24 protein-coding genes are annotated in these 26,679 nt (G+C 62.5%); 15 read left to right on the top strand and 9 right to left on the bottom strand.

Features of this window, described 5'->3' with window-relative positions; genetic code table 11:
- The first annotated feature begins 2 nt into the window (after positions 1 to 2).
- The 14 genes from M2427_RS32200 to M2427_RS32135 all read left to right on the top strand — a co-directional run bounded on the left by M2427_RS32200 (position 3) and on the right by M2427_RS32135 (position 16,821).
- Positions 3 to 1,076 (top strand): branched-chain amino acid ABC transporter permease, encoded by a 1,074-nt coding sequence (locus M2427_RS32200; RefSeq protein ID WP_280710837.1) that lies wholly within the window; start codon positions 3 to 5, stop codon positions 1,074 to 1,076.
- A 28-nt stretch (positions 1,077 to 1,104) separates the two neighbouring features.
- Positions 1,105 to 2,292: an ABC transporter substrate-binding protein gene (locus M2427_RS32195; protein ID WP_280710836.1), complete on the top strand. Its 1,188-nt coding sequence runs from the start codon at positions 1,105 to 1,107 to the stop codon at positions 2,290 to 2,292.
- 89 nt (positions 2,293 to 2,381) lie between these two features.
- On the top strand, positions 2,382 to 3,110 hold the full coding sequence (locus M2427_RS32190) for a LamB/YcsF family protein (protein ID WP_148771639.1): 729 nt from the start codon (positions 2,382 to 2,384) through the stop codon (positions 3,108 to 3,110).
- A gap of 35 nt (positions 3,111 to 3,145) precedes the next feature.
- Complete coding sequence (locus tag M2427_RS32185; protein ID WP_280710835.1) at positions 3,146 to 3,388, top strand: acetyl-CoA carboxylase; 243 nt, start codon at positions 3,146 to 3,148, stop codon at positions 3,386 to 3,388.
- A gap of 16 nt (positions 3,389 to 3,404) precedes the next feature.
- Entirely contained in the window at positions 3,405 to 4,805 is a 1,401-nt protein-coding gene (locus M2427_RS32180; RefSeq protein WP_280710834.1) for an acetyl-CoA carboxylase biotin carboxylase subunit, read from the top strand.
- 43 nt (positions 4,806 to 4,848) lie between these two features.
- On the top strand, positions 4,849 to 5,724 hold the full coding sequence (locus tag M2427_RS32175; RefSeq protein ID WP_280710833.1) for an allophanate hydrolase subunit 1: 876 nt from the start codon (positions 4,849 to 4,851) through the stop codon (positions 5,722 to 5,724).
- Positions 5,714 to 6,694, top strand: a complete 981-nt coding sequence (locus tag M2427_RS32170; RefSeq protein ID WP_280710832.1) for a biotin-dependent carboxyltransferase family protein — start codon at positions 5,714 to 5,716, stop codon at positions 6,692 to 6,694. The genes M2427_RS32175 and M2427_RS32170 overlap by 11 nt, the downstream gene beginning before the upstream one ends.
- A 213-nt stretch (positions 6,695 to 6,907) precedes the next feature.
- Positions 6,908 to 7,873, top strand: coding sequence for a LysR family transcriptional regulator (locus tag M2427_RS32165; protein ID WP_280710831.1), 966 nt, complete (start codon positions 6,908 to 6,910; stop codon positions 7,871 to 7,873).
- A 129-nt stretch (positions 7,874 to 8,002) separates the two neighbouring features.
- Positions 8,003 to 8,962 (top strand): helix-turn-helix domain-containing protein, encoded by a 960-nt coding sequence (locus M2427_RS32160; protein ID WP_280710830.1) that lies wholly within the window; start codon positions 8,003 to 8,005, stop codon positions 8,960 to 8,962.
- Between the two features lie 129 nt (positions 8,963 to 9,091).
- Complete coding sequence (locus M2427_RS32155; protein WP_348521958.1) at positions 9,092 to 11,116, top strand: hydantoinase/oxoprolinase family protein; 2,025 nt, start codon at positions 9,092 to 9,094, stop codon at positions 11,114 to 11,116.
- A 4-nt stretch (positions 11,117 to 11,120) separates the two neighbouring features.
- Positions 11,121 to 13,082: a hydantoinase B/oxoprolinase family protein gene (locus tag M2427_RS32150; protein ID WP_280710828.1), complete on the top strand. Its 1,962-nt coding sequence runs from the start codon at positions 11,121 to 11,123 to the stop codon at positions 13,080 to 13,082.
- A 26-nt stretch (positions 13,083 to 13,108) separates the two neighbouring features.
- The gene (locus tag M2427_RS32145; protein WP_280710827.1) at positions 13,109 to 13,963 is read left to right on the top strand and encodes an FAD binding domain-containing protein; all 855 of its coding nucleotides are present in this window, start codon (positions 13,109 to 13,111) and stop codon (positions 13,961 to 13,963) included.
- A 16-nt stretch (positions 13,964 to 13,979) separates the two neighbouring features.
- Positions 13,980 to 14,459: a 2Fe-2S iron-sulfur cluster-binding protein gene (locus tag M2427_RS32140; RefSeq protein WP_280710826.1), complete on the top strand. Its 480-nt coding sequence runs from the start codon at positions 13,980 to 13,982 to the stop codon at positions 14,457 to 14,459.
- Positions 14,452 to 16,821 (top strand): xanthine dehydrogenase family protein molybdopterin-binding subunit, encoded by a 2,370-nt coding sequence (locus M2427_RS32135; protein ID WP_280710825.1) that lies wholly within the window; start codon positions 14,452 to 14,454, stop codon positions 16,819 to 16,821. Before M2427_RS32140 ends, M2427_RS32135 begins: the two co-directional genes overlap by 8 nt.
- Before the next feature lie 601 nt (positions 16,822 to 17,422).
- Here the strand turns inward: M2427_RS32135 and M2427_RS32130 are convergent.
- The 8 genes from M2427_RS32130 to M2427_RS32095 form a co-directional block, all read right to left on the bottom strand.
- Entirely contained in the window at positions 17,423 to 18,172 is a 750-nt protein-coding gene (locus M2427_RS32130) for an alpha-hydroxy-acid oxidizing protein (RefSeq protein ID WP_280710824.1), read from the bottom strand.
- Positions 18,067 to 18,486 (bottom strand): alpha-hydroxy-acid oxidizing protein, encoded by a 420-nt coding sequence (locus M2427_RS32125; protein ID WP_280710823.1) that lies wholly within the window; start codon positions 18,484 to 18,486, stop codon positions 18,067 to 18,069. The genes M2427_RS32130 and M2427_RS32125 overlap by 106 nt, the downstream gene beginning before the upstream one ends.
- 208 nt (positions 18,487 to 18,694) lie before the next feature.
- A complete protein-coding gene (locus tag M2427_RS32120) occupies positions 18,695 to 19,699 on the bottom strand; it encodes a nitrilase (RefSeq protein ID WP_280710822.1) in 1,005 nt (334 codons plus the stop codon).
- Between the two features lie 21 nt (positions 19,700 to 19,720).
- The gene (locus tag M2427_RS32115) at positions 19,721 to 20,755 is read right to left on the bottom strand and encodes a branched-chain amino acid ABC transporter permease (RefSeq protein WP_280710821.1); all 1,035 of its coding nucleotides are present in this window, start codon (positions 20,753 to 20,755) and stop codon (positions 19,721 to 19,723) included.
- Positions 20,752 to 21,621 carry a branched-chain amino acid ABC transporter permease gene (locus M2427_RS32110; RefSeq protein ID WP_280710820.1) on the bottom strand — a complete coding sequence of 290 codons (870 nt, stop codon included), beginning with the start codon at positions 21,619 to 21,621 and terminating at the stop codon, positions 20,752 to 20,754. Before M2427_RS32110 ends, M2427_RS32115 begins: the two co-directional genes overlap by 4 nt.
- Positions 21,621 to 22,313, bottom strand: coding sequence for an ABC transporter ATP-binding protein (locus tag M2427_RS32105; RefSeq protein ID WP_280710819.1), 693 nt, complete (start codon positions 22,311 to 22,313; stop codon positions 21,621 to 21,623). Before M2427_RS32105 ends, M2427_RS32110 begins: the two co-directional genes overlap by 1 nt.
- Positions 22,300 to 23,049 (bottom strand): ABC transporter ATP-binding protein, encoded by a 750-nt coding sequence (locus tag M2427_RS32100; RefSeq protein WP_280710818.1) that lies wholly within the window; start codon positions 23,047 to 23,049, stop codon positions 22,300 to 22,302. The genes M2427_RS32105 and M2427_RS32100 overlap by 14 nt, the downstream gene beginning before the upstream one ends.
- 5 nt (positions 23,050 to 23,054) lie before the next feature.
- Entirely contained in the window at positions 23,055 to 24,368 is a 1,314-nt protein-coding gene (locus M2427_RS32095) for an ABC transporter substrate-binding protein (protein WP_280710817.1), read from the bottom strand.
- 287 nt (positions 24,369 to 24,655) lie between these two features.
- Between M2427_RS32095 and M2427_RS32090 the strand changes: the two genes are divergently transcribed.
- Positions 24,656 to 25,651 carry a helix-turn-helix domain-containing protein gene (locus M2427_RS32090; protein WP_280710816.1) on the top strand — a complete coding sequence of 332 codons (996 nt, stop codon included), beginning with the start codon at positions 24,656 to 24,658 and terminating at the stop codon, positions 25,649 to 25,651.
- Positions 25,652 to 25,683: 32 nt separating this feature from the next.
- Here M2427_RS32090 and M2427_RS32085 read toward each other — a convergent pair whose 3' ends face one another.
- Positions 25,684 to 26,601: a LysR family transcriptional regulator gene (locus tag M2427_RS32085; protein WP_280710815.1), complete on the bottom strand. Its 918-nt coding sequence runs from the start codon at positions 26,599 to 26,601 to the stop codon at positions 25,684 to 25,686.
- Between the last annotated feature and the right edge of the window lie 78 nt (positions 26,602 to 26,679).

The following is a 26,679-nucleotide window of genomic DNA, read 5'->3' as shown; positions in this document are numbered from 1 at the left end:
CGATGTCGAAGCGGCCGTCTGTCATCCGGCAAACGATGCTGACACCGATCATGCTGATCGTCGTGCTGCTCGTCATGGCGGCGCTGAGCTATCAGTTCGGCACCCGAGCGTTCAACCGGACGGCCGTCGAGATGTTCATCAACATCATGGTGGTCGTCGGCCTCTACGTGTTTGTCGGAAATTCGGGCCTGCTCTCGTTCGGGCACATCAGCTTCATGTGCCTCGGCGCCTACATGACCGCATGGCTCGCGATCCCGCCCGTGATGAAGTCGATCACACTCAAGGGACTGCCCGCGTGGCTGCTGCACACGCAACTGCCGATGTGGGTCGCCACACCCATTTCGGGCGTGTTCGCCGCCCTGTTCGCGCTCGTCGTTGGTCGCGTCATCATGCGCCTGTCGGGGATTGCCGCCTCAATCGCGACCTTCGGACTTCTCGGCGTCGTCAACAACGTCTATTCGAACTGGGATTCGGTCACGGGCGGACAGGGTTCGATCGTCGGCATACCGCCGACCATGAACGTATGGATCGGCTGGCTCGGTGCGGCTGTTGCGATCCTGATCGCCTATCTCTACGCGATTTCCCGCTCCGGGCTCGCGCTTCGCGCCACACGCGATGAGTCGGTCGCCGCCAGCGCCTCGGGCATCGACATTGTCCGCGAGCGGCTGATCGCATTCGTGGTCAGCGCCTTCATCATCGGCATAGCCGGTGCGCTCTACGCGCACTTCCTGAGCATCGTCAACCCCGGTGCCTTTTATCTGCGGACGACCTTCATCACCCTGTCGATGCTGGTCGTCGGCGGAATGTACAGCCTCAGCGGCGCCGTCACCGGCGTCGTCACGATCTCGGTGCTGATCGAATTGTTCCGCAACCTCGAGAAGGGCATCAGCCTTGGCGCACTCAAGGTTGCGCTGCCGAACGGCGTCCAGGAGATCGCGATCGGCATCATCACCATCGTCATCCTGATGTACCTGCCGACCGGCCTCACCCGCAACCAGGAGTTCTCCTGGCGCGGATGGCCGATGCTGCGACGATGGTCACGCCCGGTGCGGACCGCGATGAAGGAACTGAACTGAATTTAACTGCACAGCTGGAGGAATGGTTATGCGTCTTGCGAGAATACTGAGCGTCCTGACTGGAGTGTCCGCACTCTGGTTCACACCTGCCAAAGCGGCCGACGAGATCGTCGTCGGATTTGCGACCGCGGCTTCGGGTTTCATGCAAGCCTATGACAAGCCGGCACAAGATGCGGCAATGATCCGCATCGACGAGATCAACAAGGCGGGAGGCTTGCTCGGCAAGAAGATCAAGGCCGTCTTTGCCGACACCAAGACCGACCAGGCCGAAGGCGCGAAGGCAGGTCTCGCGGTGCTCGATCAGGGCGCAGATCTCGTGGTCGTGTCCTGCGATTACGATTTCGGCGCGCCGGCGGCGCTCCAGGCGCAAGCGGCGGGCAAAGTCTCGTTCTTCCTCTGCGCCGAATCGATCAAGGCCGGCATCCCCGGCGTCGGCCCCTACTCGTTCTCCGCGTCGGTTCTGGCCGCCGTGCAGGGCGCGACCATGGCGGAATGGGCCTACAACAAGAAGAATGCCCGCAGCTTTTACCGGCTTCTCGACAGCTGGACCGTCTACAACAAGGGCATCTGCGATGGCTTCGACTGGATGATGCCGAAGCTCAAGGACGCGACGCTGGCCGGAAGCGATACGTTCAAGAATGACGACGCCTCGATCGCGTCCCAGATCACGCGCATCAAGAGCCTGCCGAAGGAGCCCGACGCCATCATGGTTTGCACGATGATGCCGGGTGCGGTCTCGGCCATCAAGCAGATCCGGGCTGCCGGCATCAAGTCGATGATCCTTAACGGCTCGGGCATGGACGGCAGCTACTGGCTGAACGCCGTTCCGGATCTGTCGAACTTTTACGTTCCAGTGCAGGGCTCGATCTACGGCGACGATCCCAATCCGAAGGTCGGCGAGTTCAACAAGAAGTACAAGGAAGTCACGGGCGGCGATCCGTCCAGCCAGTACGTCTATCCCGGCTATGTCCTGATCGACGTTTGGGCCAAGGCGGTCGAACGTGCCAAGACCACCGACGCCCCGGCTGTGGTCGCCGAGCTGGAAAAGATGAACAACGAGGCCACGCTGTTCGGGCCGCGTACCTTCAACAAGGACATCCACCATCAGAACCAGGGCCGTTACCTGATTATCGACACCGAGGGCGGCAAGCCGAAGATGGTCGATCAGTGGACCATCTCGGAGAAGATCCCGGTCGACTATCTGGTGTCGAAGTAAGCTGGCAATGCGCCGCCCGCGGTGCGTGTCGCACCTGCGGGCGGCCTTCCCCCTGGACTGAACGCAAGCCATTGAGAGGAAACAGGAGAATGGTCGTGATCAATTGCGACATGGGCGAGGCCTATGGCCTCTACAAGATGGGTGACGACAAGGCCCTGATGCCTCACATCGATGTCGCCAACGTGGCTTGCGGCTTCCATGCATCCGACTTCAATCACATGCGGAAAACGGTGCAGCTCGCCAAGCAATTCGGCGTCAAGGTGGGCGCCCATCCGTCACTGCCGGACTTGCAGGGCTTCGGACGGCGGGAGATGAAGATCGACCGCGAGGAATTGACGAACTGCCTGCTTTATCAGATCGGTGCGCTCAAGGCATTCCTGGATGCCGAAGGCCTACCGCTCAATCACATCAAGCCGCACGGTGCCCTCTACGGCATGGCCGCGCGCAGCGAGAACATCGCGGAGGCCGTCGCCGATGCCGCCGATGTCTACAAGGTGCCACTGCTCGGCATGAAGGGCACGCTGCATCAGATGGTCTACGAGCGGCGCGGCCACACCTTCGTCGCCGAATACTACGCCGACCTCGACTACAATGCCGACGGCAGCCTCATCATCACACGCGAGCATGAAGCCAAGGATCCGGCCGATGCGGCGTCGCGGTGCACGCGCGCGGTGAACGAAGGCAAGACCCGCTCGGTGGCAGGAAACGACGTCCTGGTCGGAGCCGACTCGATCTGCATCCACTCCGACACGCCCAATGCCGTCGCGATCGCACACGCGGTTCGCGAGGCCGTCCGCCCCTATCTCACCGCGCGATGAGAACTGCCGAAGAAACGTACAACCAGGAGGACCTCATGGCAACACAGCAGATATTCTCGCCCCTACCCGGCATATTCTATCGCAAGCCCGCACCCGACAAGCCGGACTACAAGTCGGACGGCGACACGATCACGGAGAACGACACGATCGGTCTCATCGAGGTGATGAAATCATTCAACGAGGTGAAGGCCGGCGCGTCGGGAAAGATCTTGCGCTTCCTGGCCGAGAATGAGGAAGCCATAATGGCGGGACAACCAATTGCCGAGATTGATGTTTGAGACCGCCAGACCAGCCATGACGATCCAAAAGCTCCTCATCGCCAATCGGGGCGAGATCGCCGTCCGTATCATTCGTGCGGCGTGCGAACTCGGCATCGCGACCGTGCAGGTCTACAGCAAGGCCGACAAGGATTCGCTTGCCGTGAAGCTCGCGGACGAGTCGATCGAGATCGGTCCGCCGCAAGCCTCCAAGTCCTATCTCAACCAGGCGACGATCCTCGCCGCCGCCAAGACGACCGGCGCCGACGCCATCCATCCCGGTTACGGCTTCCTGGCCGAGAACGCCGAGTTCGCGGCCGCCGTCGAGGCGACGGGACTGATCTTTGTCGGTCCGACGGCGCAATCGATCCGGCTGATGGGCGACAAGGTCGCGGCCCGGGAGGCTGCGGCCGCGGCCGGCGTGCCGACCGTTCCCGGCAGCGCCGGACGCCTGGAATCTGCCGACGCAGCGTTCGCGCTGGTCGAGAAGACCGGCTTTCCCGTGATGATCAAGGCCGCGGCCGGTGGTGGCGGACGCGGCATCCGCATCGCACGTTCCGCCGAGGAATTCCATCATCTGATGCCACAGGCACAGGCGGAGGCGCTCGCGGCCTTCGGCGATGGCGGGCTCTATGTCGAGAAGCTGATTGAAGGTGCGCGGCACATCGAGGTGCAGATCCTCGGCGATGGGCGCGACATCATCCATTGTTTCGAGCGCGAGTGCTCGCTGCAACGGCGCCGTCAGAAGGTCTGGGAAGAAGCCCCCTCGCCTTCGCTGACGCCGGCCGTTCGCGACAGACTGTGTTCGTCGGCCGTTGCGCTGGCCAAGGCCGTCGACTATCGCGGCGCCGGAACGCTGGAATATCTCTATGACGACCGCAGCCACGAGTTCTACTTCCTGGAGATGAACACGCGAATCCAGGTCGAACACCCCGTGACGGAGATGGTCACTGGCATCGACCTCGTGGGCGAGATGATCCGGATTGCCGGCGGCGAGCCGCTGCGCTTCCGCCAAGATCAGGTTCGCGTCCACGGTCATTCGATCGAAGTCCGCATCAACGCCGAGGATCCCGCGAAAGGCTTTCTCCCAAGCCCCGGCACAATCAGCGGCCTCAGCGTACCCGAAGGAGACGGCGTGCGCTTCGATAGCATGCTCTATCAGGGCTACACCGTACCGCCGTTCTACGACAGCCTGCTCGGCAAGCTGATCGTGCACGACAAGGACAGACCGAGTGCGATCCGGCGGCTCGAGCGTGCGCTTGCGGAGCTCAGCGTCGAGGGCCTGGCGACGACCAAGCCGCTGCATCAGGCGCTCGCGCGCGATCCCGACGTTCAGGCCGCGCGCTTTCATACAGCCTGGCTCGAACCATGGCTGGAAACCCATGCGGCGTCGCTCGGCACCACAGCGCCGTCACCGACCGCCAAGGTCGCGCAATGACCGCGAGAGAACCCGCCCCGTCAGCAACAGGAGGCCGCTAGTCATGCAAACTCGATTTTCCTACGGCGGCGATGAGCACATCTTCGCCGAGGTCGCTGAGGCCATGTCACTTGAGGCGTTCTTCAAAGGCCTCTTCATCACCAATGCGGTGCGCGAGGCCAAGATCAACGGCGTGACCGAGATCTGCCCGGCCAACGCGTCCTATCAGGTCAAGTTCGATCCGGATCAGATCAAGCCCGACGACCTGCTTGCAGAGCTGAAAAAGCTGGATTCCGCATCCGAGAAATCCGCTCCCGTCATCAAGACGCGGATCATCGAAATCCCCGTGCTCTACAATGACCCCTGGACGCACGAGACCTTGATGCGCTTCCGAGAGCGCCATCAGGACCCGAACGGCACCGATCTCGAATATGCCGCGCGCATCAACGGACTAGATGGTGTCGACGCCTTCATCAAAGCCCACTCAAGCGCGCCATGGTTCGTCTCGATGGTCGGTTTCGTCGCGGGCCTGCCGTTCCTCTACCAGATGGTGGAACGCCAGCGGCAGATCCAGGCGCCGAAATATCTGCGCCCGCGCACGGACACGCCAAAACTCACCGTCGGGCACGGCGGATGCTTCAGCTGCATCTATTCGGTACGCGGCGCCGGCGGCTACCAGATGTTCGGCATCACGCCGATGCCGATCTACGACCCCAACCAGAAGATCAGCTATCTGCGCGACTTCATGTGCCTGTTCAAGCCGGGCGACATCGTGAAGTGGAAGCCGATCGACCGAGCGGCCTATGACGCTGCCGTGGCCGATGTCGATGCCGGCCGTTTCGCGCCAATCATCCGCGACGTCTCGTTTTCGCTGACCGAGTTCAACCACGACATCGACGCCTATAATCGCAAGCTCGAGGGGGTTCTCCATGGCAATTAAAGTCTTGAAGCCCGGCCTTGCCACAACCGTGCAGGACTTGGGGCGTCCCGGCTACTATCACATCGGCATCCCGCTCTCCGGCGGCATGGATCGTCACGCCCTTGCCGCTGCAAACCTGCTCGTGGGCAACGAGGAAGGCGCTGCAGTCCTCGAGGCCGTGTTCATGGGGCCGGAGCTCGAGTTCACCGATGACGCCCTGGTCGCGATCACTGGCGCCGAGCTGCCGCCGAGGCTCGATGGCGAACCGCGCGAAACCTGGACGAGCTTCAAGGTGAAGCGCGGCCAGAAGCTCTCCTTCGATTTCCTCAAGCAGGGCGCGCGCGGCTATATTGCGATCGCTGGCGGCATCGACGTGCCGCTTGTCCTTGGCTCGCGTTCCACCTACGCGCTCGGCGCGCTGGGCGGCTTCAAGGGCCGAAAGCTCGAGGCCGGTGACGAACTTCCCATCGGCGGGGCCAGCGCATCCTTCAAGGATGGCCGCACAATCGCGAAGGATCTGCGCGGCCTGCCGGCGGGGATGCCGACGGAATTGCGCGTGATGCCCGGGCTCTACTGGCATCGCATCACCGAGACGGCCGGCGTTGGCTTTTTCGGCGACACCTGGAAGGTCGCACCGGAAGCTGATCGGATCGGTTACCGCTTCAAGGGTGGCAAGCCGCTCGAATTCGTGCCGCGCGAGCCCCCCTTCGGAGCAGGTTCGGATCCGTCCAACATCACCGATGCCTGCTACCCCTACGGATCGATCCAGGTTCCCGGGGGCACCGAGCCGATCGTGCTGCATCGTGACGCCGTCTCGGGCGGCGGCTATTTCATGGTCGGCACGGTCATCGCGGCGGACATGGATTTGATCGGCCAGCTCCAGCCCAACACTCCGGTGAAGTTCGTCAAGGTCGGAATGGAAGAGGCCCTTGCGGCGCGCAAGAGCCGGGCCGGGTTGCTGGGCAAGCTTCGCAGTGCTTTATTGGCGTAGGCGCTGAAGGGCCGTACAGTATCCGGCCGCCCCCGGGCGACCAAGCTCCGATACGGCGCTTGGTCGCTCTGACCGTCCGCTGCTCCACTATTGTGTTCCTCCAGGTACCCGCGCGCAGACTAGGCACGGGAGTTGCATTGAAATCCCTTACGCCCAAAAGCAGCGCTCAACCGATCGTGAGTTAGGTAAAATCAAAATATCGGATCGACCGTGATGTCCGTTTCTTTGAAACAAATCCGCTATTTCGTCGCCGCCGCTGAGACTGGGCGTATCAGCCAGGCAGCCATCGACCTGAATGTCTCGCAATCCGCGGTCACCGCCGCGATCCAGCAACTCGAAGCCATCGTCTGTGCCCGCCTGCTGGAGCGCACCCCGACCGGCGTGACCGTCACCATGGAGGGCAACCGGTTCCTGTCGCAAGGACGCCAGATCCTTGCGTCAGTCGCCGAAGCCGTCCACGGGACGCATATGTCCGCCGGTCCGCTGTTCGGAACGGTGCGCATCGGCGTCACCTATACCGTTTCCGGCTATTTTCTGCCGCGGCATCAGATGCGTTTCCAGGCGAGCTTTCCCGGGATCACGGTCGAGCTGTTCGAGATGCCGCGCGACGTGCTCGAACGCGCGGTCGTTGACGGTGCGCTCGATCTTGCCGTCATGCTGGTCTCGAACCTGCACAACAACGCCATGCTTGCGAGCGAGACGTTGTTGCGGTCGCCACGCCGGTTGTGGCTTTCTCCCGATCATCCACTGACACGTGCCGAGCGCGTCCATCTCGCTGAGATCGCGACCTACCCTTACGTCATGCTCACCGTCGACGAAGCCAAGCACACGTCGATGCGCTACTGGAACGCCTTGTCGCTCGAACCGCGAACGATCTTCCGCACCTCCTCCGTCGAAGCGGTCCGATCCATGGTCGCGGGCGGAATGGGCATCACCATCCTGTCCGATCTCGTCTACCGGCCCTGGTCGCTCGAGGGCCAGCGGATCGAGACTCGCGTCATCGAGAACGAAGTGCCCAGCATGGACGTCGGACTGGCCTGGCGCCGTGACACTGAATTTTCCGAGGCTGTGAAGGCGTATCGCGACTTCATGCGCTTTGCCGTGGCAGGCGTCGGTCCGGCACGTCCTCCTGTCGGCACCGACCACCGACAACGATCGGACGAGGCCATCGAAATCTGAGATATCGACGCCCGCTTATTTCGATTTGACGCCGTCAGGTCCTCCTCGCCAAGCTTCGGTCGATCACGGCGGCCGGCACGATGAACGAGCGCAAGGCCCGAACAGGCGAAGGCAGGGACGGAGTGCGGCATGCAGGCCACTTATGCGACCAGCGATGTTCCCTCGCAAAGTCGGCGGCACTTCTGGCAGGACGTTGTCTCGAAGACCTACTTCCCGCTCGATCTCGTCTTTCCCGGCGGTCGCGATTTCCACGCGAGCCTTGGCGCCTGGTCGATGGGTCCGCTCTCAGTATCCCGCAATGTCTCGAATGGCTTGCTCTACAGGCGCCGCGAACGGCACCTCGTCAACGAGCGTGAAGAATGTTTCCTCATCACGGTCCCGGAGCTCGCCGAAATCCGTTTCGAGCAGGACGGCAAGGATGTCCGGTGCCGGCCCGGCGCATTCGTGATCGAGAGAAGCCATCTGCCCTATGAATTCAGCCACGACGATCCGACGGCGCTCTGGGTGCTGAAGATCCCGAGCGCCGTCCTGCGCGCCCGGATATCCCGGCCCGAACGTCTTGCGACGTTGCAATTCGACGCCAGCCGCAGCGGAGGGGCACTTTTCGTCGACACGCTGCGGCTTGCCGGCGAACGCATCGCGGACATGGACGACGCGGCTCGTACCTTGATGGGCAAGCACCTCATCGAGCTCCTGGCGATGGTGATCGAGTCGGACGACCGCGTGCTGTTGGGCCATTCCTCGTCCGTTCGCAACGGCCACCTTCATCGCTGCGAGCAGTTCATTCGCACCCGCCTCGACGATATGCGGCTTACGCCGCAAATGGTCGCAGACGGCTGTGGCATCTCGCTCAGATATCTGCATCAGGTTTTTGAGGGGGAAGGCATCACCGTTTGCGCCTATATCCGGAACCAACGCCTTTCGATGTCCGACGCCATGTTGCGTGATCCCGCATGCCGCAAGAGCATCTCGGAAATCGCCTATCAATGGGGCTTCGGTGACCAGGCGCAGTTCAGCCGGAATTACCGCAGCCGATTCGGCTGCACCCCGAGCGAGGCTCGCGCTGCGGCGCGCACCGCCCTTCCCTGAAAGCTCCGGCGCGCCGGTGCGGTGGTCGTCGGTGCTCTCTCGCACAAATCTTCCTGCGCTTAGCGTCAAGAATTGTTGCCTCCGATCTGCATATGATTGGCGGTCGCAATTCGATGAGGAAGTCGCATGGTGCAGAACCTTCGTGTAGCCGTCGACGTCGGCGGCACCTTTACCGACGTCTGCATCATGGACGAAACAACCGGCCGCATCCGCATCGAGAAGACGGCCTCGACCCCAGATCCCATCGACGGGATCATGGGCGGTGTGTCCAAGGCTGGCGTCGATCTTGCCGATGTGGCGCTGTTCTCCCACGGCACCACCGTTGCGACCAACGCGCTGATCACGCGCCGCCTGCCGCGCACGGCCGTGGTCACAACCAAGGGATTTCGCGACGTCATCGAGATTCGGCGCGCCAATAAGGAAGACCTCTGGGATACGTACAAGGATGTCGTCAAACCTTACGTCCCGCGACGTGACCGCCTGACCGTCCCGGAACGCGTCGACGCCGGCGGTGTCGTGATCGAGCCGCTCGATGTCGAGGCCGCACGCGACGTCGCGCGCATTCTCAAGCGCCGCGGCGTTGCCGCGATAGCGGTCTGCTTCATGAACGCCTATCTCAACGGAGCGAACGAGCGCGCCATGCGCGACATCCTCGTCGAGGAAATGCCCGACATCCCCGTCTCGATTTCCTCGCAGGTACTCCCCGAAATCTTCGAGCACGAACGGTTCTCGACCACGGTCGCGAATGCCGTCGTCAGCCCCGTCGTGGTCAGTTACACGAGTCGGCTCGGCGAACGGCTTGCCGATGAGGGCTATACCCGCGATCTTCTGCTGCTGCACACCGGCGGCGGCGTCATGACGCCGGCCAGCGTCAAGGATTTTGCCGCGCGTCTGGCTGGTTCCGGAATCGCCGCCGGTGCCATCGCCAGCCGCTACATCGCCGGCCTCTGCGGCTTTCCCAACTCGATCGGCCTCGACATGGGGGGCACCTCGACCGACGTCTCGCTGGCCTATGAAGGGCAGTCGCGCATCACCAAGGACTGGCACATCGAGTTCGGCTATCCAATCCGCTTTGCGTCCATCGAGGTGCTCACCATCGGTGCTGGCGGTGGATCGCTGGCTTGGACCGACTCGGCCGGCTCGCTGCGCAACGGCCCACAATCGGCCGGGGCCTTTCCGGGCCCCGCCTGCTACAGCAATGGCAACACGCAGCCGACAAATACGGACGCCAACGTCACGCTGGGCCGACTCGGCACCAATCTTGCCGGCGGCAAAGTGAAGCTTGACCCCGCGCTGGCACGTCAGGCCGTCGAGGACGGCGTTGCAAAGCCGTTCGGCCTCGGATTGCACGAGGCTGCCGACGCGATCGTCAAGGTCGCCAACGCCAACATGTCGGACGCAGTGCGACTGATCTCGATCAGCCGTGGTTACGATCCGCGCGACTTCGCCCTGGTGGCCTTTGGCGGAGCCGGTGCACTGCACGGGGTCGATGTCGCACGCGAGCTGGCGATCCCGGTCGTGATCGTGCCGCCCAATCCCGGCGTGACCTCGGCACTTGGCTGTCTCCTGGTCGACATGCAGCACGATTTTTCACAGAGCTGCATGGTCGGCGCCGACGAGGCCGATGCCGCCGACATCGAGGCGCAGTTCGCGGCGCTTGAGGAGGACGCACTCACCCGGCTTACCCGCGAAGGCGTCGCGCCACAGGACATCGTGCTTCAGCGATCGATCGACATGATGTATCGCGGCCAATGGCGCTCGCTCGCGGTCCATGCGCCGAGCCCCATCGGCGCGATCGCCGACCTCGTCCAGAGCTTCCATTCCGAGCACCAGCGTGAGTACAATTTCCGCCGCGACAGCGCCCCGGTCAGTTTCTTCCGTCTCAATCTCAAGGCGGTGGGCGTCGTTCCCAAGGCGGAGTTCGCCATCCACGAACCGACCGGTGCGATCCCTGAGCCGGTTGGCCGCCGCAGGGTATGGTTCGAAGGCAACGGGTTGGACACGCCTGTCTACGAGCGCGACGACCTGCCCAGCGGCTTCTCCTTTCAAGGCCCTGCGATCATCGAGCAGGTCGACGCGACCACCGTCGTGCCGCCGGGCGCCAGTGCCGAGGTCGACAAATATCTCAACATCATCATCCGCGTGAAGGAATGAACCCATGGCCGGAGATCTCCCGCTCGACCCCGTGACCTTCGAGGTTCTCAAGAACTCCTTCATCACCAGTGTCGACCAGATGGGCGAGCAGGTGCTTCGGACCTGTTACTCCTTCGTCATCTACAATCGCGATTTCTCAAGTGCCCTGCATGACGCCCACGGCGAATGCGCCGCGCAGGGTAATCAGGACATTGCCGTCCATGTCGGCACGCTGCATTTCACCTGCAAGGACGTCATGCACTTTTTCGGCGACGATATGCATGAGGGTGACGTCTTCGCCATCAACGACCCTTATGCCGGCGGCACACACTTCCCGGATGTGCGCCTGATCCGGCCGATCTTCGCAGACGGCAAGATGATCGCCTTCAGCCAGTCGAACGGGCATTGGTCGGATGTTGGCGGCAGCGTGCCAGGATCGTTCGACGTCGCCGCACGCGAAATGTTCCGCGAGGGCCTGCGCATCACGCCGATCCGCCTGTTCGACAGAGGGCGCTTCTGCAAGGACGTTGCGCATCTGGTCGCCTCCAACACCCGCGATCCAACGTCGATCATCGGCGATATCCAGGCGCAGTCCCAGGCCACCCAGGTCTGCGAGCGCGAGATCCTGCGTCTCGTCAACAAATATGGTCGCGACACCGTCGAGACCGGCCTTGCTGCCGTGCAGGACTATGTCGAACGCTCGGTGCGGCAGCGCATCGCGGCGCTGCCCGATGGCGAATGGGAGACGGTCGACTTCATCGACCGCGATCCCGCCGGCGGCGAAGGCATGATCCCGATCCGTATCAAGCTGACGATCAAGGGCGACCGCGCCATCTACGACTTCACCGGCAGCCATCCGACCATCGGCTCGATCTACAATTCGGCCTTCGGCACGACCTTCTCAGCCGTCGCAGCCGGTATGAAAACTTTCTTCCCGGATCTCCCGCTCAATTCCGGATTCTACCGCTGCTTTGAAATCATCGCGCCGGAAGGCTCGATCATCGACGCTAAATGGCCGATCGCAGTCACCGGCTTCCTGATGCCGTTCGAGAAGATCATGAACTCGATCTACGAGATGTGGTCGAAGCTAATGCCGGAGCGCGCGCTCGCCTGCGCCTTCAATCTCGAATATCTGCTCACCGGCGGGCTCGACGCCCGCAGCCCGGACAAGCCCATCTTCATGTTCTACGACTGGCTCCCCGGCGGCTGGGGCGGACGTAACGGCAAGGACGGCAGCAATGTCACGACGGCTTGCTTCGGCACCGGCCTGATGTCGCAACCGGTCGAAGGTCAGGAGCGCGCCAATCCGATCCTGACCACGGAATGCGAAATCCTCAAGGACTCGCCTGGTCCCGGCAAATGGCGCGGCGGCGCCGGGGTCGTGAAGACCTCGCGCATGCTCCAGGCGGAGAAAACCGTGATTTCCTACATCTGCGACCGCGAGCGCGCCGTAGTGTGGGGCATCGAAGGCGGGTTACCATCCATGCCGCACGGCCTGACATTGACGCGTGCCGGCGGCCAGGCCGAAGAGCGGCTCGGCTCGATCTTCTCGGATGTCCCGATCGGCGAAGGCGATATCTTCTCGCGCCCGACAGCCGGCGGCGGGGGGTTCGGCGATCCGCTCGAGCGCGACCCGAAGCTCGTCGTTGAAGACATCAAGGACGACTATGTCTCGGTCGAGCGCGCCGCGAAGGATTACGGCGTTGTCGTGCGCACGGTTGACGCGGAGCTGTGCGAATACGAGGTCGACACGGCCGCGACCTCGGCGCTTCGTACAAAAATCAGGGCCGAGCGTGTCGCCAACGTGCGGCTCGATCCCGAGATTGTGGCAAAAAACTATCGCAGCGGTGCGATCAACGCCCTCGACGTGATCCGCCAGCATGCCGTGATCCTCGACTGGGGCACCGGCGCCCTGCTTCCAAAATCCACGAGCCAGTTCCGCGAGGTGTTCGAGCGACGCTCAGTGGCGAAATGGAGCACAGACTGATTGATCGAAGCTGGAGTTTCGACGCCATGGACACGCCCACCTCGAGATCGATCTATGTCGCCCCCTCGTTGGCGGCGGCGCTCGACGCGCTCGATGAAAGCGGCGCCGCAGCTGCGCCCTTCGCCGGCGGCACCTGGATCATGCGCGCCCCCATCCGGCACGAACCCCTCAAGTCGCGTTACGTCGCAATTGGAAGAATTGCGGAGCTCCACGCGATCAAGGTCGATGCCGATGGAGTCGAGATCGGTGCGGCGGTGACGCACGCCGCGCTGGCCGCGGCGCTGACGGAGTTTTCGGAATTCGATGTGCTGACGGCGGCGGCCAGCCGCTCCGCCAATCCGGCTATCCGCGGCATCGCAACCATCGGCGGCAACCTCGCAACGACGGCATTTGCAGCGGCTGATTGCGTGCCCGCGCTGCTCTGCCTCGATGCCGAAGTCGAAATCGCGAGCCGAGCCGGCCCGGAGCGAATCAGCCTGGAGCGGTTCCTGATGATGAGATCGACACTGGCGCCGGGGCGATTGCTTCACCGGATCATCGTGCCCCGGCGCGGTCGCAGGACGGTTCACGCCCGCCTGCCGCTGCGACAGGCCGGCGATTATCCGAGCGCCATCGTCAGTCTGGCCGTGAGCCTCGACGAAGCCGGTCACGTTCGGAGGGCGCGTGTCGCCGTCGGTTCAGTCGAGCCGGTGGCGCGCCGATGGGAGCGCCTTGAGGACGCTCTTGTCGGACATCCGCTCAATGCGGCGAAGGCTGCGGACGCGGCGGCCGGACTGGCCGACGAATTTACGGGTCGCGACAGTGCCGACGTGCCTGCCTGGTACCGGGTGCGCGTCCTGCCTGGCCTCGTCCGCCGTGCTGTCGCCGCGCTTGGCTCTTGAACCGTCGGGAATGAACATGGGCCTTAACCTGAGCGTCAACGGCGACCACCTCACCTCCACCGCCGATCCGGTCTCGCCTCTCGTCGACGTGCTGCGTGAGGAATTTCATCTGACAGGCGCAAAGCCGGTGTGTCGCGAGGGCTTTTGCGGCGCCTGCATGGTGTTGATCGACGGCGATCCCGCCCCGTCGTGCCTGATGCCGGCCGCGCTCGTCGAGGGCTGCGACATCCGTACCGTCGAGGGCCTTGCCGTTCATGGTGGATTGAACCCGATCCAGGCCGCACTCGAGGCCTGCGACGCGGTTCAATGCGGCATGTGCTTTCCCGGCATGGTGGTGAGCCTGACGCATCTCCTGACCACCCGCCCCGACGCCACGCGCGACGATATTCGCGCCGCTCTCACGGGCAACATTTGTCGTTGCACCGGATATGAGCGCATCATCGAGGCCGCACTGCTGGCGCTTGCGACGACATCACGGGAGAGGCCGAGTGTCTGACGCTTCCGCAACCATGAATTTTGGACGACGCGACGCGGCGGACAAGCTGCGCGGCCGCACACGCTACACCATCGATCGCTACCTGCCCGGCATGCTGCATGCGGCGATTTTGCGCGCCGGCGTGCCGTCAGGCCGGATCTTGCGCGTCGACACCGCCAAGGCTGCCCGCATGCCGGGTGTGCGCGCCGTCGTGACCGCTGCCGATGCACCCGGCATGATCGGAATCGGCATCGCCGACCACCCGCTCTTTGCCCGCGACGTGATCCGCTACGACGGCGAGCCGATCGCCGCGATCGCGGCGGACACGCTGATGCAGGCTCAGGCCGCGCTTGCGGCAGTTGACGTCGAGATTGAACCGCTGCCCGTGGTTCTCACCATGGCAGATGCGCTTGCCCCGGGCGCTCCGCTCGTGCATCCCGACTGGCGCAACTACGAGGTTCTGCTCGAAGGCGGTGCGCGCGGAGGCAACGTCGCCTGGGAGGCGACCGTCGTGCGCGGCGACGTCGATGCGGCTTTTGCCCGGCCCGATGTCGAGATCATCGAAAGCAGCTTCCGGGTCGGTCGCCAGAACCATGTCGCCTTCGAACCGCGCGCAGTGGTCGCAAGTTATGAAGACGGGCGCTTCCACATCGAGACATCCACCCAAGTGCCCTGGACCATCCGAAATGCAACCGCGCGCCTGCTGGGCGTGCCGGCCTCCCAGGTTCGCGTCACCGTGCCACCCGTCGGCGGCGGTTTCGGCCTCAAATTCGATCTCGCGATCGAGCCCTTTGCCGCCTTGCTCGCGCGGGCGAGTGGACGGCCGGTTCGGTTGATCAATTCGCGCGAGGAAGAGATGCTCACCTGCCTCTTTCGCGAAAACGCCGAAATCCGCATGCGGTCGGCGGTGACGCGCGATGGCGAGATCATCGGACGGGAAGCCGTCGTCCTGATGGATTGCGGCGCGTATGGTGGCGAACAGATTTTTCTCACCACGATGACCGCTCACACGCTCGGCGGAAACTATTCCCTTGGCGCGGTGCGGCTGGTCTCGCGCGCGGTTTACACCAATACCGCCCCGAACGGCGCTTTCCGCGCATGCAACGGCGTCTACAACACCTTTGCGCTCGAGCGGCACACCGATGAAATCGCCTGCAGGATCGGCATGGATCCCCTCGCCTTCCGCCGCCGCAACGTGCTCGGCGACGGCGACCTCGGCGCCACCGGCCAGGTGTTCCAAGGCGACGTGCTTGGCCCGATGCTCGACCGGATGGATACGATGCGCGATGCCGCCGCAAGGCCAGCGGCGCGTGCCGACGGCCGACTTCATGGGCGTGCGACCGTTGTCGGCACATGGTTCGTCTTTGTCGGGCCTTCAGCCGCGACCGTGAACATGAACGCCGACGGCACGGCAACGCTGGTGACATCGGGCGTCGAGATCGGATCAGGCTCCATGATGCAAGCCCTGCCTCAGATCGTGGCCGGCACGCTCGGCATCAAGCCTGACGACGTGATCGTCCGCGCAGCCGACACGGATGCCGCCGGCTACGATGTCGGCGTCGGAGGCGGGCGAACCACTGTCTCGCTCGGTGCAGCCAGCCTGTCAGCGGCGCATGAGGTGCGCACGAAGCTGCTGAAGGTCGCCTCCGTGATGATCGAGGCCGCGCCCGAGGATCTGGTCATGCGCTCCGGGCGAATTGAAATTGCCGGAGCGCCCGGCTCCGGCCGGCTGATCTCCGAGGTTGCGGCCCGCGCGCAGGCGCAGATCGGCCCGATCTCCGGCACCGGCGCCTTCACAGGAGCCGGTGTGCCTGCGATGCCCGGCTGCGTCGCCGGCCATTTCATCGACGCGATCGACATCCCCGTCTTCGCCGTCCATGATTGCGAGGTGGCCGTCGACACTGAGACAGGACACGTCGAGGTGTTGTGCTATCGCGTCGTCCAGGACGTTGGCCGCGCCCTGAACCCGCGTGCGATCTATGGCCAGATCCAGGGCGGCGTTGTGCAAGGATTGGGCTATGCGCTGCACGAGGAAGTAACGATCGGCAGCAATGGCCGCGTCCGCCAAAATGGCTTCGAAACCTACCGCGTGCCGCTTGCGCTTGATGTCGTGCCGGTCGAGATCAATCTGTACGAAGGTGCGCCGTCGGTCGGTCCGCTCGGGACGAAGGGGGCCGGCGAAGTTCCGATCCTGAATGTCGCAGCCGCCGTCGCTTGTGCCGTCGCCAACGCAACCGGCAAGCCGATCCAGGAGCTTCCACTAACTCCGCCGCGAGTGCTTGAGCTCCTCCTCGACCAAAAGCCAGCTCTCTCGCTGCCCCACATTGCCGAGGTTTGGACAGACAATCTGCTGCGCCCGCATGACGCTAGCGGGTCGAATTGAACGACCAAAGGCGACAAAAATGCGCGCGTAATCGACCTATGCCAGCGGACCTGCGCGTTCCCGTCCTACTTCAAAGGGCTTGCTTACTTTGGCTTTCGGAAGATTTTTCTTGATCTCCCGGTGCACACGTCGTGCACACGCCGCCTTCTAACCAGTTCAAAAACTTGAACTTTCGCTCCAATCCATCATGGGGGCGACGGAAAAGCGATAGTTCTGAAATTTCAAATAATTAGCCGTGCAAAGACGGCCTCCTGCTGGACCCGTTGGCCGTAACTCCTAGCGCTTCGTCACATCATCTACAAGGATGAGCTTCCGGAGCAATCGGTTCGATGATCAAAGCCAGCAAGTGTGAGCATCCTCGATCACTAATACTGCAAGCGAGAGCGGCGTCGTACTGCCTAAGCCTAGATCATCCAACACATCAACAGTAGGTGAACGGCCTGCTCGCATTGGACGAATCTGCTGCGCTTGTTCACCGTGCAACGAAGCTCCAAAGTTTGCCGCCGCCGCCCATCCCTGACCCGCCGGGGTCGACCGCGTTGCTCGGGGCGCTCGGCCAGCGGCGCGCCTCCTTTGACGGAGCGCAACGGTGTCTGGCTCCTCACGATTGAATGAATTGGCGATCAAGACGTGCGGCCTCCGGACAGCCAATAAGTGCCAGCGTCGTGTCGACCTCGGCCGCGAGTATTTCAAGCACGTGACTGGCCCCTTCCTCGCCCGCAGCGGCGAGCCCATAGAGGATGGCACGTCCCAACAACACCGCTTTGGCACCGAGCGCCAACGCCTTTGCCGCATCTGCTCCGCGGCGTATGCCGCCATCGACGAGGAGCGGCGGCATGGCGTTCTGGTTCGAGATTTCCGCTAATAAGTCTATGGGTGCAGGAACGTCCTCGATCTGCCTTCCGCCATGATTGGACAGAACGACGGCATCAATGCCAAGTTCGCGGCATCGACTTGCGTCGGCCGGAGTCACGATGCCCTTTACGATGAGGATACCCGGCCAGGCGTCGCGGAGCGCTTGAAGATCCTCCCAGCAGAAGCTGGCATCCATCTGCCGACGCATCAAGGCGGCTTGTGCGTTCACGTCGGTTGCGTTGGGGCTGGCAAAATTTGCGAGCTGGGGCAGCCCATGGCGGATCTGGCTGAGCGCCCACCTTGGATGAGTCACGGCGTCCAGAACCGATCGGGGAGTCTGGCGGAACGGAATCGCAAAGCCATTTCGCAGATCACGTTCCCTTTTGCCATTCACCGCAACATCAACGGTGAGGACCAGCACACGGTAACCCGCTTCTTTGGCTCTGCCGACAAGCTGCTGCGCCAGATCTCGCTGCACGACGTAAGCTGAAACCAAAGATCACCGCCCGCCCGCTCCGCGACATCCTCAATTGTCGCGTTTGATGCGGTCGAAAGTACAAACGGGATCCCTGCGCTGCGGGCAGCCCGGGCTAACGCTACATCGCCATCAGGCCACAGAGCGCCGTTCAGGCCCGTCGGTGCGACCACAAAGGGCGCTGGAAGCGTCCGTCCGAATAGAGATACGGACGAACTGCGCTGACTGACATCGACAAGCCGCCGAGGAGCAAAATTGATCGACGCAAAAGCTTTGAGATTTCGGTGCAAACCACGTTCGCTTTCGGCTCCCCCATCAAGATAGTCGAACACCATTCGTGGAAGCCGACGCCGAGCCTGGCTTCGATAGTCGTCTACGCTAACCGCGGTCACCGCAAGCCCTCAAGCCATACCGTTCTTATCATCAAGGCAACCCCACACGGTTCTCAGCAAGCACATCCGACCAGGCCGTCGAAGTCAGCTCGTCGAATTCGCTCGCCAACTATGACTGCCTTCGAGATCTGTATCAGTATCAGTAGACCGTTCAAGTCTCGGTGAAAGTGACCGCCGCGTTCTCGTCTTCGCTGAAGCTGACGCTCGTGCGACGCGGGCTGCGGTTGACCATGAGTCGGACGACGTCACCACGAGCGTAGTGCCCCGCGGGGTCGAAGGCCGTTTTGGCAATCGCAATCATTGACAGGTCTACGTCGGCATAGAGTATGCCTTCCTTGTCCTGCGGCAGATGCTCGCACATCGGCTGACCATCGGGACCGAAAATCATCGAATAGCCACCGCCTGGTTTTGCGCCCTCCGCGTTCAGCAAATCGGCCTTTTCCGGAGTATCGCAAAGCATGTCGAACATATCCTGACCGGTAATTGCCGTGGCATGCAGGACGAAGCAACCTCCCTCCAGCGCGTAGATCTGGCTGGCGGCAAGATTCACCTCATGCCCCAGCGCGTAGGCTTTGCCGCGATACAGCGTGAAAGATGGCCACGACGCCACGTGAATTTGCTCGTTCATCGAGTACATGGCGTATTTCGACAACGGCTGAATGTGCTCGGCACAGCACAGGGCTCCGAGGCGTCCGACGCTGCTTTCAACGACGCGGAAATCAGACCCATCTCCTTCACCAAATAGCGTACGTTCGACGTGGGTCGGCTTGAGCTTTCGACGCTTGAAGATGATCTTTCCCGCATCGCTGATGAAAACCTGACTTAGGTAGAGCGTTCCGCCGTCGATTTCGGAGAAGCCCATCACAACATTGATTTTCGCTTCGGCGGCGGCAGCACAGAGATCGAGGATTTCAGGTCCATCAGCGCGCAGCGAATTGGCGTGATAGCGGGGCACAAACTGCATTCCCCAAGCCGGCGTCCCGAGCCAAAGCCACCAAGGATAGCCGGGAATCCAGACCTCCGGGAACGCCAGCAGCTTCGCCCCTGCTGCACCAGCCTCTTTGATGAAACCAATCGCCTTGGCCACCGAGGCTCGCGCATCCATGAATACCGGCGCGGCCTGAACGACTGCGACTTTAAACTTCGTGTCCTGCATGCGATATCTCCGAGCCAAGTTTCAGGTTGTAAGGATTGACGCGAATAGGTCTGGATCACGCTCCGCCATGCGCCGGCGTATCCGGAACGGATCAAGGCGCCACTTTTCCGGAATGAGGGAAACCGCGCCGCCCGGAGCTGCCACCATGGTCAAGATTGCAAGCAGCCCGACCCCGATGAAGTACCAGGCGCCATAGCCAGCAAAGGTCTCGCGGAGCACGAAATAGACGATCGTGCCGACGATCGGGCCCTCCAGCGTTCCGATGCCCCCGAGAACGGCGATGAAGATTGCCGCCGCGGTCCAGTTCAGTGAGAACGACGCATCCGGTGTGACTTGAAGCGTATTCATATACGAAACAGCGCCGGCGAGCCCTGAGATGACGGCGCACAGCACCCAGAGCGCGATCTTGGCGCGGGCCACCGGAACCCCACTCGCCAAGGCGGCGGGTTCGGAGTCACGCACGCTCATCAACGCAAGCCCCAGCGAGCCGCGCAGCACTTGTCTGCTTGCGACCAGCGATCCGACACCGACGAACAGCGCCGCCCAGTAGACTCCCGCATTGCGCGTCCACCGATCGATGTCGCTCATCGCTTCCAGCGGCATGCCGCCTCCGGCGCCCAGCCATGGCGAATTCAAGGTCAGTATCCGCATCATCTCGGCAAGGACCCACGTGCCAACCGCGAAGTAAGCGCCGCTCAGACGGAACATTGGCCAGGCAGAAAGGGCCGCGAAGACGGCCGCGAAGACGGCTGCGGCAGGCAGCAGCAAAAACGGGTTGAGGTGCAGCTGGTTCGAGAGCGCGAAGAGTGAATAGGAGCCTACGCCGACAAAGACGTGCAAGCCGATGGCGACCAAGCCGCCGTAGCCTGCCAGCAGATTCCAGGCGAGTGCGACCGCAAAGAGCGTGAAGACTTCAACGAGCAGCCGCTGGACGGCGAACGTCGACACCCAGGGAATCGAAACTGCAATTCCAGCAACAATGAGGAGCCCCGCGCTGACGGAGATCCGCGCCAACGCCGTCCTGGAATTCGCGCGCGACATGGTGACGGTGGTCATGACGACGCCTTTCCAAACAAGCCCTGGGGACGAGCGAGCAACGCCACGAGGAACGCAAGGTGACCGAAGAAGGGACCGAGACCAGAGGCGATCTTCGCACCGAAAAGCTGTGCGACGCCGATCACCAGTCCGCCGAACAACGTGCCCCAGATATTGCCGAGCCCACCAAGCACCACCGCTTCGAACGAATAGAGTAGCCGTTCGGGCCCCGCCGTTGGGGAGAAGGGTGTCCTGAGGGCGTAGAGCACGGCTGCCACGCCGATCATTGAAAAGATGACCCCGGTCACGATCCCGAAGAGACGGCGATCATTCACACCCACCAGCCGTGCGGTGCCGGGGTCATCCGATACGGCCCGCGCCTGACGCCCGAAATGGGTGTGACCGACCAGCCAATGCGCTGCACCGAGCAGTGCGATGCTCGCGAGCGCAGAGACAAGGGGAAGAACTCCGATGGAAACGCCGAGCACGTTGAATCCGAGACCCGCGATATCCCCGGCCTGCAGGCTACGCGTATCCGCGGTGAAGATCTCCTGAAGGACGTTCTGCAGGACGATGGAGAGGCCGAACGTCAGAAGAAGCGGAGCCAGGGCATCTTTTCCGACGACACGGTTGAGCAGGATGATCTGAAGGATCCAACCGAGCGCGAACATCACCGGAATGACCACGAGCAACGCAGTAAAGGCACCGACGCCCGCTCCGCTCATGACGACACTGGTCAGATAGGCGCCGACGACGATCAGATCGCCATGGGCGATGTTGATCATGCGCATGACCCCGACGCTCAGACTGAGGCCAAGTCCGAACAGCGCATAGAGCGCCCCCAGCATCAACCCGTTCAACAACGTTTCCGCGGCGATCTGCATCATCAATCTCCGAAATACGCAGCCGACACGCGCGCGTAATCGGCCGTCTTCGAGATGCCTTCGAGCACGAATTTTCCCTTCAGCATGCAGTAGTACCTGGACGATTTGGAGAGCGCGCGGCGCACGTTCTGCTCGACAAGAACCACGGCCATGCCCTCCCCGATGACGGTGCCGAGCAGTTCGTAGACCGTCTCGACCGCCACAGGCGAAAGGCCGAGCGATATCTCGTCGCAGAGCAGGAAGTCGGGATTCGTGACGAGCGCCCGGCCGACCGCCGCCAGTTGCTGCTGACCGCCGGAAAGCGCCGTGGCGGGACGAGCACGCAATTGCTGGAGAGCCGGCAATTCCCTATAGAGACGATCTGGCGTCCATGGGCCTCGACGTCCATTTTTCGCGGCGAGGAGCAGATTCTCCTCGACGGTCAAGCTCGGAAACAGCCGGCGACCTTCCGGCACCAGCGCGATTCCACGACTCAGCTGATTGATCTCGGCGGAGCCGCCGACCGGCTTTCCGTCGAGCAGCACGCTCGGAGCGTTAACCGGGACAGAGCCGACGATGGCGCGAAGCAGCGTCGATTTTCCGGCGCCGTTCGCGCCAATCAGCGAAACGACCTCGCCGCGTTCGATCGCGAAATTGATGCCGAACAGGGCCTGAAACATGCCGTAGTTGGCATCCAGGTGCTCAGTGCGCAGCATGGGACGCCTGCTCATCGAGATCGGATCCGAGATATACGTCGCGAACTTCGCGACTGCTCATGACTGCGCCGGGCGCCCCGTCGCCGAGCAATCTTCCTTCCGACAGCACAAGCAGGCGATCGGCGGATGAGACCAGCGCATGGACCAGATGCTCGATCCAAATCACGGTCACGCCGGCACTATGGATCGCGGTGACGAGCTCGAGGAGCTCGCCGACTTCGGCATCCGTCAACCCACCCGCGACTTCGTCGAGCAACAGCAACCGGGGTTCGGTGGCCAGCGCCCGGGACAGTTCTAGCCGCTTGCGCTGGAGCAAGGTCAGGCGGCCGGCTGCCGTGTCGCCGAGACGCTCGAGGCCGCAACGAACGAGTGCTTCGCGTGCTTTCTGCTCAGCTGGTTTGCCGTGCAGAGCGGCGCCGAAGGTGGCCGCCACGAGCGCGTTCTCAAACACGGTCATGCCCTGGAACGGTTGGGGGATCTGGAATGTCCTGCCAACACCGGCGCGGCAGCGCGCATCGGCGCCAAGCGCGGTGACGTCTTCGCCATCGAGATAAACCGCTCCGAAATCGCAGCGCAGGTTGCCGGAGATCAGACCGAACAGAGTGGTCTTACCCGCTCCGTTCGGCCCAATGACGCCGACGAATTCGCCTGCCCGGACTTGAAGCGTCAGGCCGGGAATCACGACCATGTCGCGATAGCGCTTGCTGACGTCCCGCAGTTCGAGCAATGCAGTCATGGCCGTCAGCTCTTCAGAAGCTCGAGCTTGCGCTCGGCCTTGATTTCGGGCGCCATGCTGTTGCTCGTGATGTAGAGGTGCGGCTTGCCGCCGTCCTCGACATGCCACTGTCCTCCGACCACCCGGATCTTCGAGACGTTGGCGATTCCGCTGCCACCGAAGTCGAGACCTCCGATGACCGTATCGGTCTTTAGCTTGCGCAGGCTCTCGACGACCTTGCCCGGAGATTTCGGATCGCCGCTTGCCTTCAAGGCTTGAACGCCGGCCTCGAACAAGGCGTGCGCGACGCCGATCGGTTGCGTCCATCCCCGCTTCGTCGTTTCCTGGTAGGAGGCTGCAAGCTCGGCTGCAGTTTGCCCGGTCAGGCTCGAGCGGAACGGATAGCTCGGCAACCACCAGATTTCCGTCGACATGCCCTCCGCGCGCGGTCCGAGAGCCGCCACACCGCCCGGGAAGAGCAACGCCTTCGCGATGGTGCAAACCTTCGGCTTGAACCCCATTTGGGCAGATTGATTCAGGAAGGTTGCCCATTCCGGCGGATTGAACAGACCGGTGACGATCTCCACGCCTTCCTTCTTGAAGGCCTGGATGTGGGTCGAGAAGTCGTCCGCTCCGATCGGGAAGCGCCCGACATCGATGATCTTGTAGCCGGCCTTGGCGAAAGCGCCGGGCATGCCGAGCTTCGCGTCGCCCATGGCGTTGCCGGGAACGTCGTTCGAAAAGACGGAGCCGACCACCTTGTTCGTGCCCGCGTCCTTCCAGACGTCGAGGTAGACGGCGGCGATGTCCTCGATCCCCCAGAAGAAATGAAACACGTTCTTGAATCCCTTGGCCGGATCGCCCTTCATCGGGAACATCCACGCCTGCCACGGACCCATCGTCGAAATGCAGGGAACGCCGTTGAGTTCGCATTGCTGCGATACGGCCGGACCAATCGAGACCTGTGCAAGCATCAGGTCGATGTTCTCCTTGTTGATGAGCTCGGCGGCGAGATTGGACTGACGGTCCGGGCTGCTCTGATCGTCGCGCGCGATGATCTCGACCTCATATTTCGAGCCTCCCACCGTCAATCCGCCGGCGAGCGACTTTCTGACCTGATCGAGAATGAAATCGTCCGCCTCGGCAAACGGCGCGAATGGCCCGGTCTTCGGACTGATGTACCCGATGCGGATTTTCTTGTCGGCGGCAGCCCACGCGCGACCGGTCGAGCCGAGCGTCGCCCCCGCCGTCAACGCCGCTGCGGCCTTGAGAAAATCGCGTCGCGCGGGGTCGGCAATACCGGTCTCGGGGACAAGACTGGGGTTAATCTTCGAAACCATGAATGCTCTCCGATGCAAAGATGCTGACCGAATTGACGGGCCCACATTGGTCAGCTCTGTCGAAGGCGGCTTGGTTCGGACGGAACAGAAACTTGTCTGAGACGGCTGGACGAGTCCCCGCACCACCGCAAAGCAATCCGGGCCACCCCGGGGAATTGGCATATTTCGTGCTTGATCGGCTCCGAAATTGAGCAATAAACTTCATACTGGCGGATCATCCTGTCAGTGATCGACCGCCGAAGGGGCGCCCAAGACCCCCATCGTAACGGACCGAGGGGAATCAAGAGATGCTTCTGGAAGCCACAAAGGCTGCTTCGATGCGGCCGTGCTTCGCCTCGACGGCGAGCCTTCCACCGCGAGAGCGCTTCGACTATTGGCACGACGTGGTGAGCCGCAATCTCGTCGACCTTGATTACCGGCTGGTCGGCGACGGTCAGTTCGATGCGAGCTTCCACTCGACACCGATCAATGGTCTCGATCTGTGCCGCATCAAGGCTTCTCCCCATGTGGCTCAGCGAAGCGCCGAAGGCATCTCCCGCGCAGACCACTCGATGCTGGTCTTCAACTTCGTCGCGTCGGGCTCGTTGATTGCCGAGCAGGATGGGCGCTTGGCCTACCTCAAGGTCGGCGATGGAGCACTGTGTGACGCTACGAGACCCTATAAGCTTCAATCAAACGAAGCATTCGAGCTCGCCTCCGTTCGCCTGCCACGCGAGCAGTGCCTTGGAAGAATTCCGCACTTGCATCGCCTGTCCGCGTGCAACTTCAGCGAACGAGGAGAGCTGGCGCCGATGGTCTTCGGCTATCTCTCCCATCTCGTCGAGCGCGCGCCAAACCTGACCAGCCCTGCTGCAGGTCTCAAGATATCGCAGAACTTCAAGGATCTTCTCCTTGCCATGCTGGCGGAATTGGCCGAATCCCTTCCCCCTACACTGACGGAGTACCGGAGCCTGGCCCTGATGAGGGTCAAGGAGACGGTCGAGCGCAACGTTCACGATCCCGACCTGACACCGGCGACGATCGCAACCGAGCTCAAGCTGTCGGCACGATATATCAACCAGTTGCTCGAAGCCGAAGGCACCTCGTTGTCGCGCTACATATGGTCGAGGCGGCTCGATCGTTGCGCCGAACAGCTGAAGGATCCTGCTTTGCGCGCGCGCGGCGTGTCACAGATCGCGATGGACAACGGGTTCAACGATCTCAGCCATTTCAGCAAGGCCTTCCGGATCAAGTTCGGCGTGGCGCCGCGCGACTATCGGAATGGGCAGGCAACGCATTCCTAGAACGGGTCCGGCCAACATCGCCGGATGTGCAGTCAGCGTTTGCGGCTTCCTGCCGACGTCAGCCGCCTCAACTCGTCCAGCAGCTTCACTGCCGGAACGGCCAGCAGACCCCGCCGGCGGCGAAACGCCACCAGCCTCCGTCTCCCATCGACCCCGGCGATCGAAAGCGGAGCAATGAGGCCGGCACGCCGCTCGGGCTCGAACATCGGCTCAGCCATCCAGCTCAGAAACCCGGAATCGACGACGAGACTCTTGAGCACTGTGATCGAGCGCGTTCTGACGATCACGTCGGGCATGCCGAGGCCTTGTTCGGCGAACACACGTTCGACGTGCTGATGCGGACCGGTGGCGGGCGGCGGGATCGTCCACTTCTCGTGAAGCGTATCGGCGAGCATCAACTTCCGGCGTCGCCTGAGAGGGTGCCCGGACGATACGATCACGTGGCTCGTGTCCTCCCAGCAGCAATCTCGAATGGCAACGATTTCGTCCGTGTCCGGCGCATCCGCGCCCAAGGCGAGATCGATCTCGTGCTTCGACAAACTCGCTGCCAATAAGTCCCAGACGCCTTCAAAGACTTCGAAATGAAGCCCGGGCCATTTGGTCAAGGTACGCTCGATCGCGGGCGGCAGGATCGAACTCGCGATGCTCGCCACCGCCCCGACTCGAACGGTCCCCTTCGCCGCGCCGCGTAGCGCCTGAATTTCCTCGAGCGCCTGCGTCGCCTCGACATGCAGCGAAGTCGCGTGGGGTAAGAAGGCCCTTCCAATATCTGTCAGTTGCATGCCCTTGGAATGGCGCTCGAAGAGCTCCGCGCCGAGTTGCTGCTCCAGCCGTTTGATTGCCCGGCTCAGCGCGGGCTGTGTCATGTTCAACACGGCAGCCGCCCGACCAAGGCTCCCCGCCTTGACGATCGTGGTGAAGGTCGTCAGCTGTTCGATGCTCAGGGCCATAACCAAGTGTAATGGCTTTTCCGCTTTTTTTCAATTCTTTGCAACGGCGTCCCTCCCCTAGTGTCCGAACGACAAAAA

The organism is Bradyrhizobium sp. BR13661 (assembly GCF_029892425.1).
Taxonomy (GTDB): domain Bacteria; phylum Pseudomonadota; class Alphaproteobacteria; order Rhizobiales; family Xanthobacteraceae; genus Bradyrhizobium.
The sequence above is the reverse complement of the archived record's forward strand: the minus strand, read 5'-3'. Positions and strand labels throughout refer to the sequence as shown.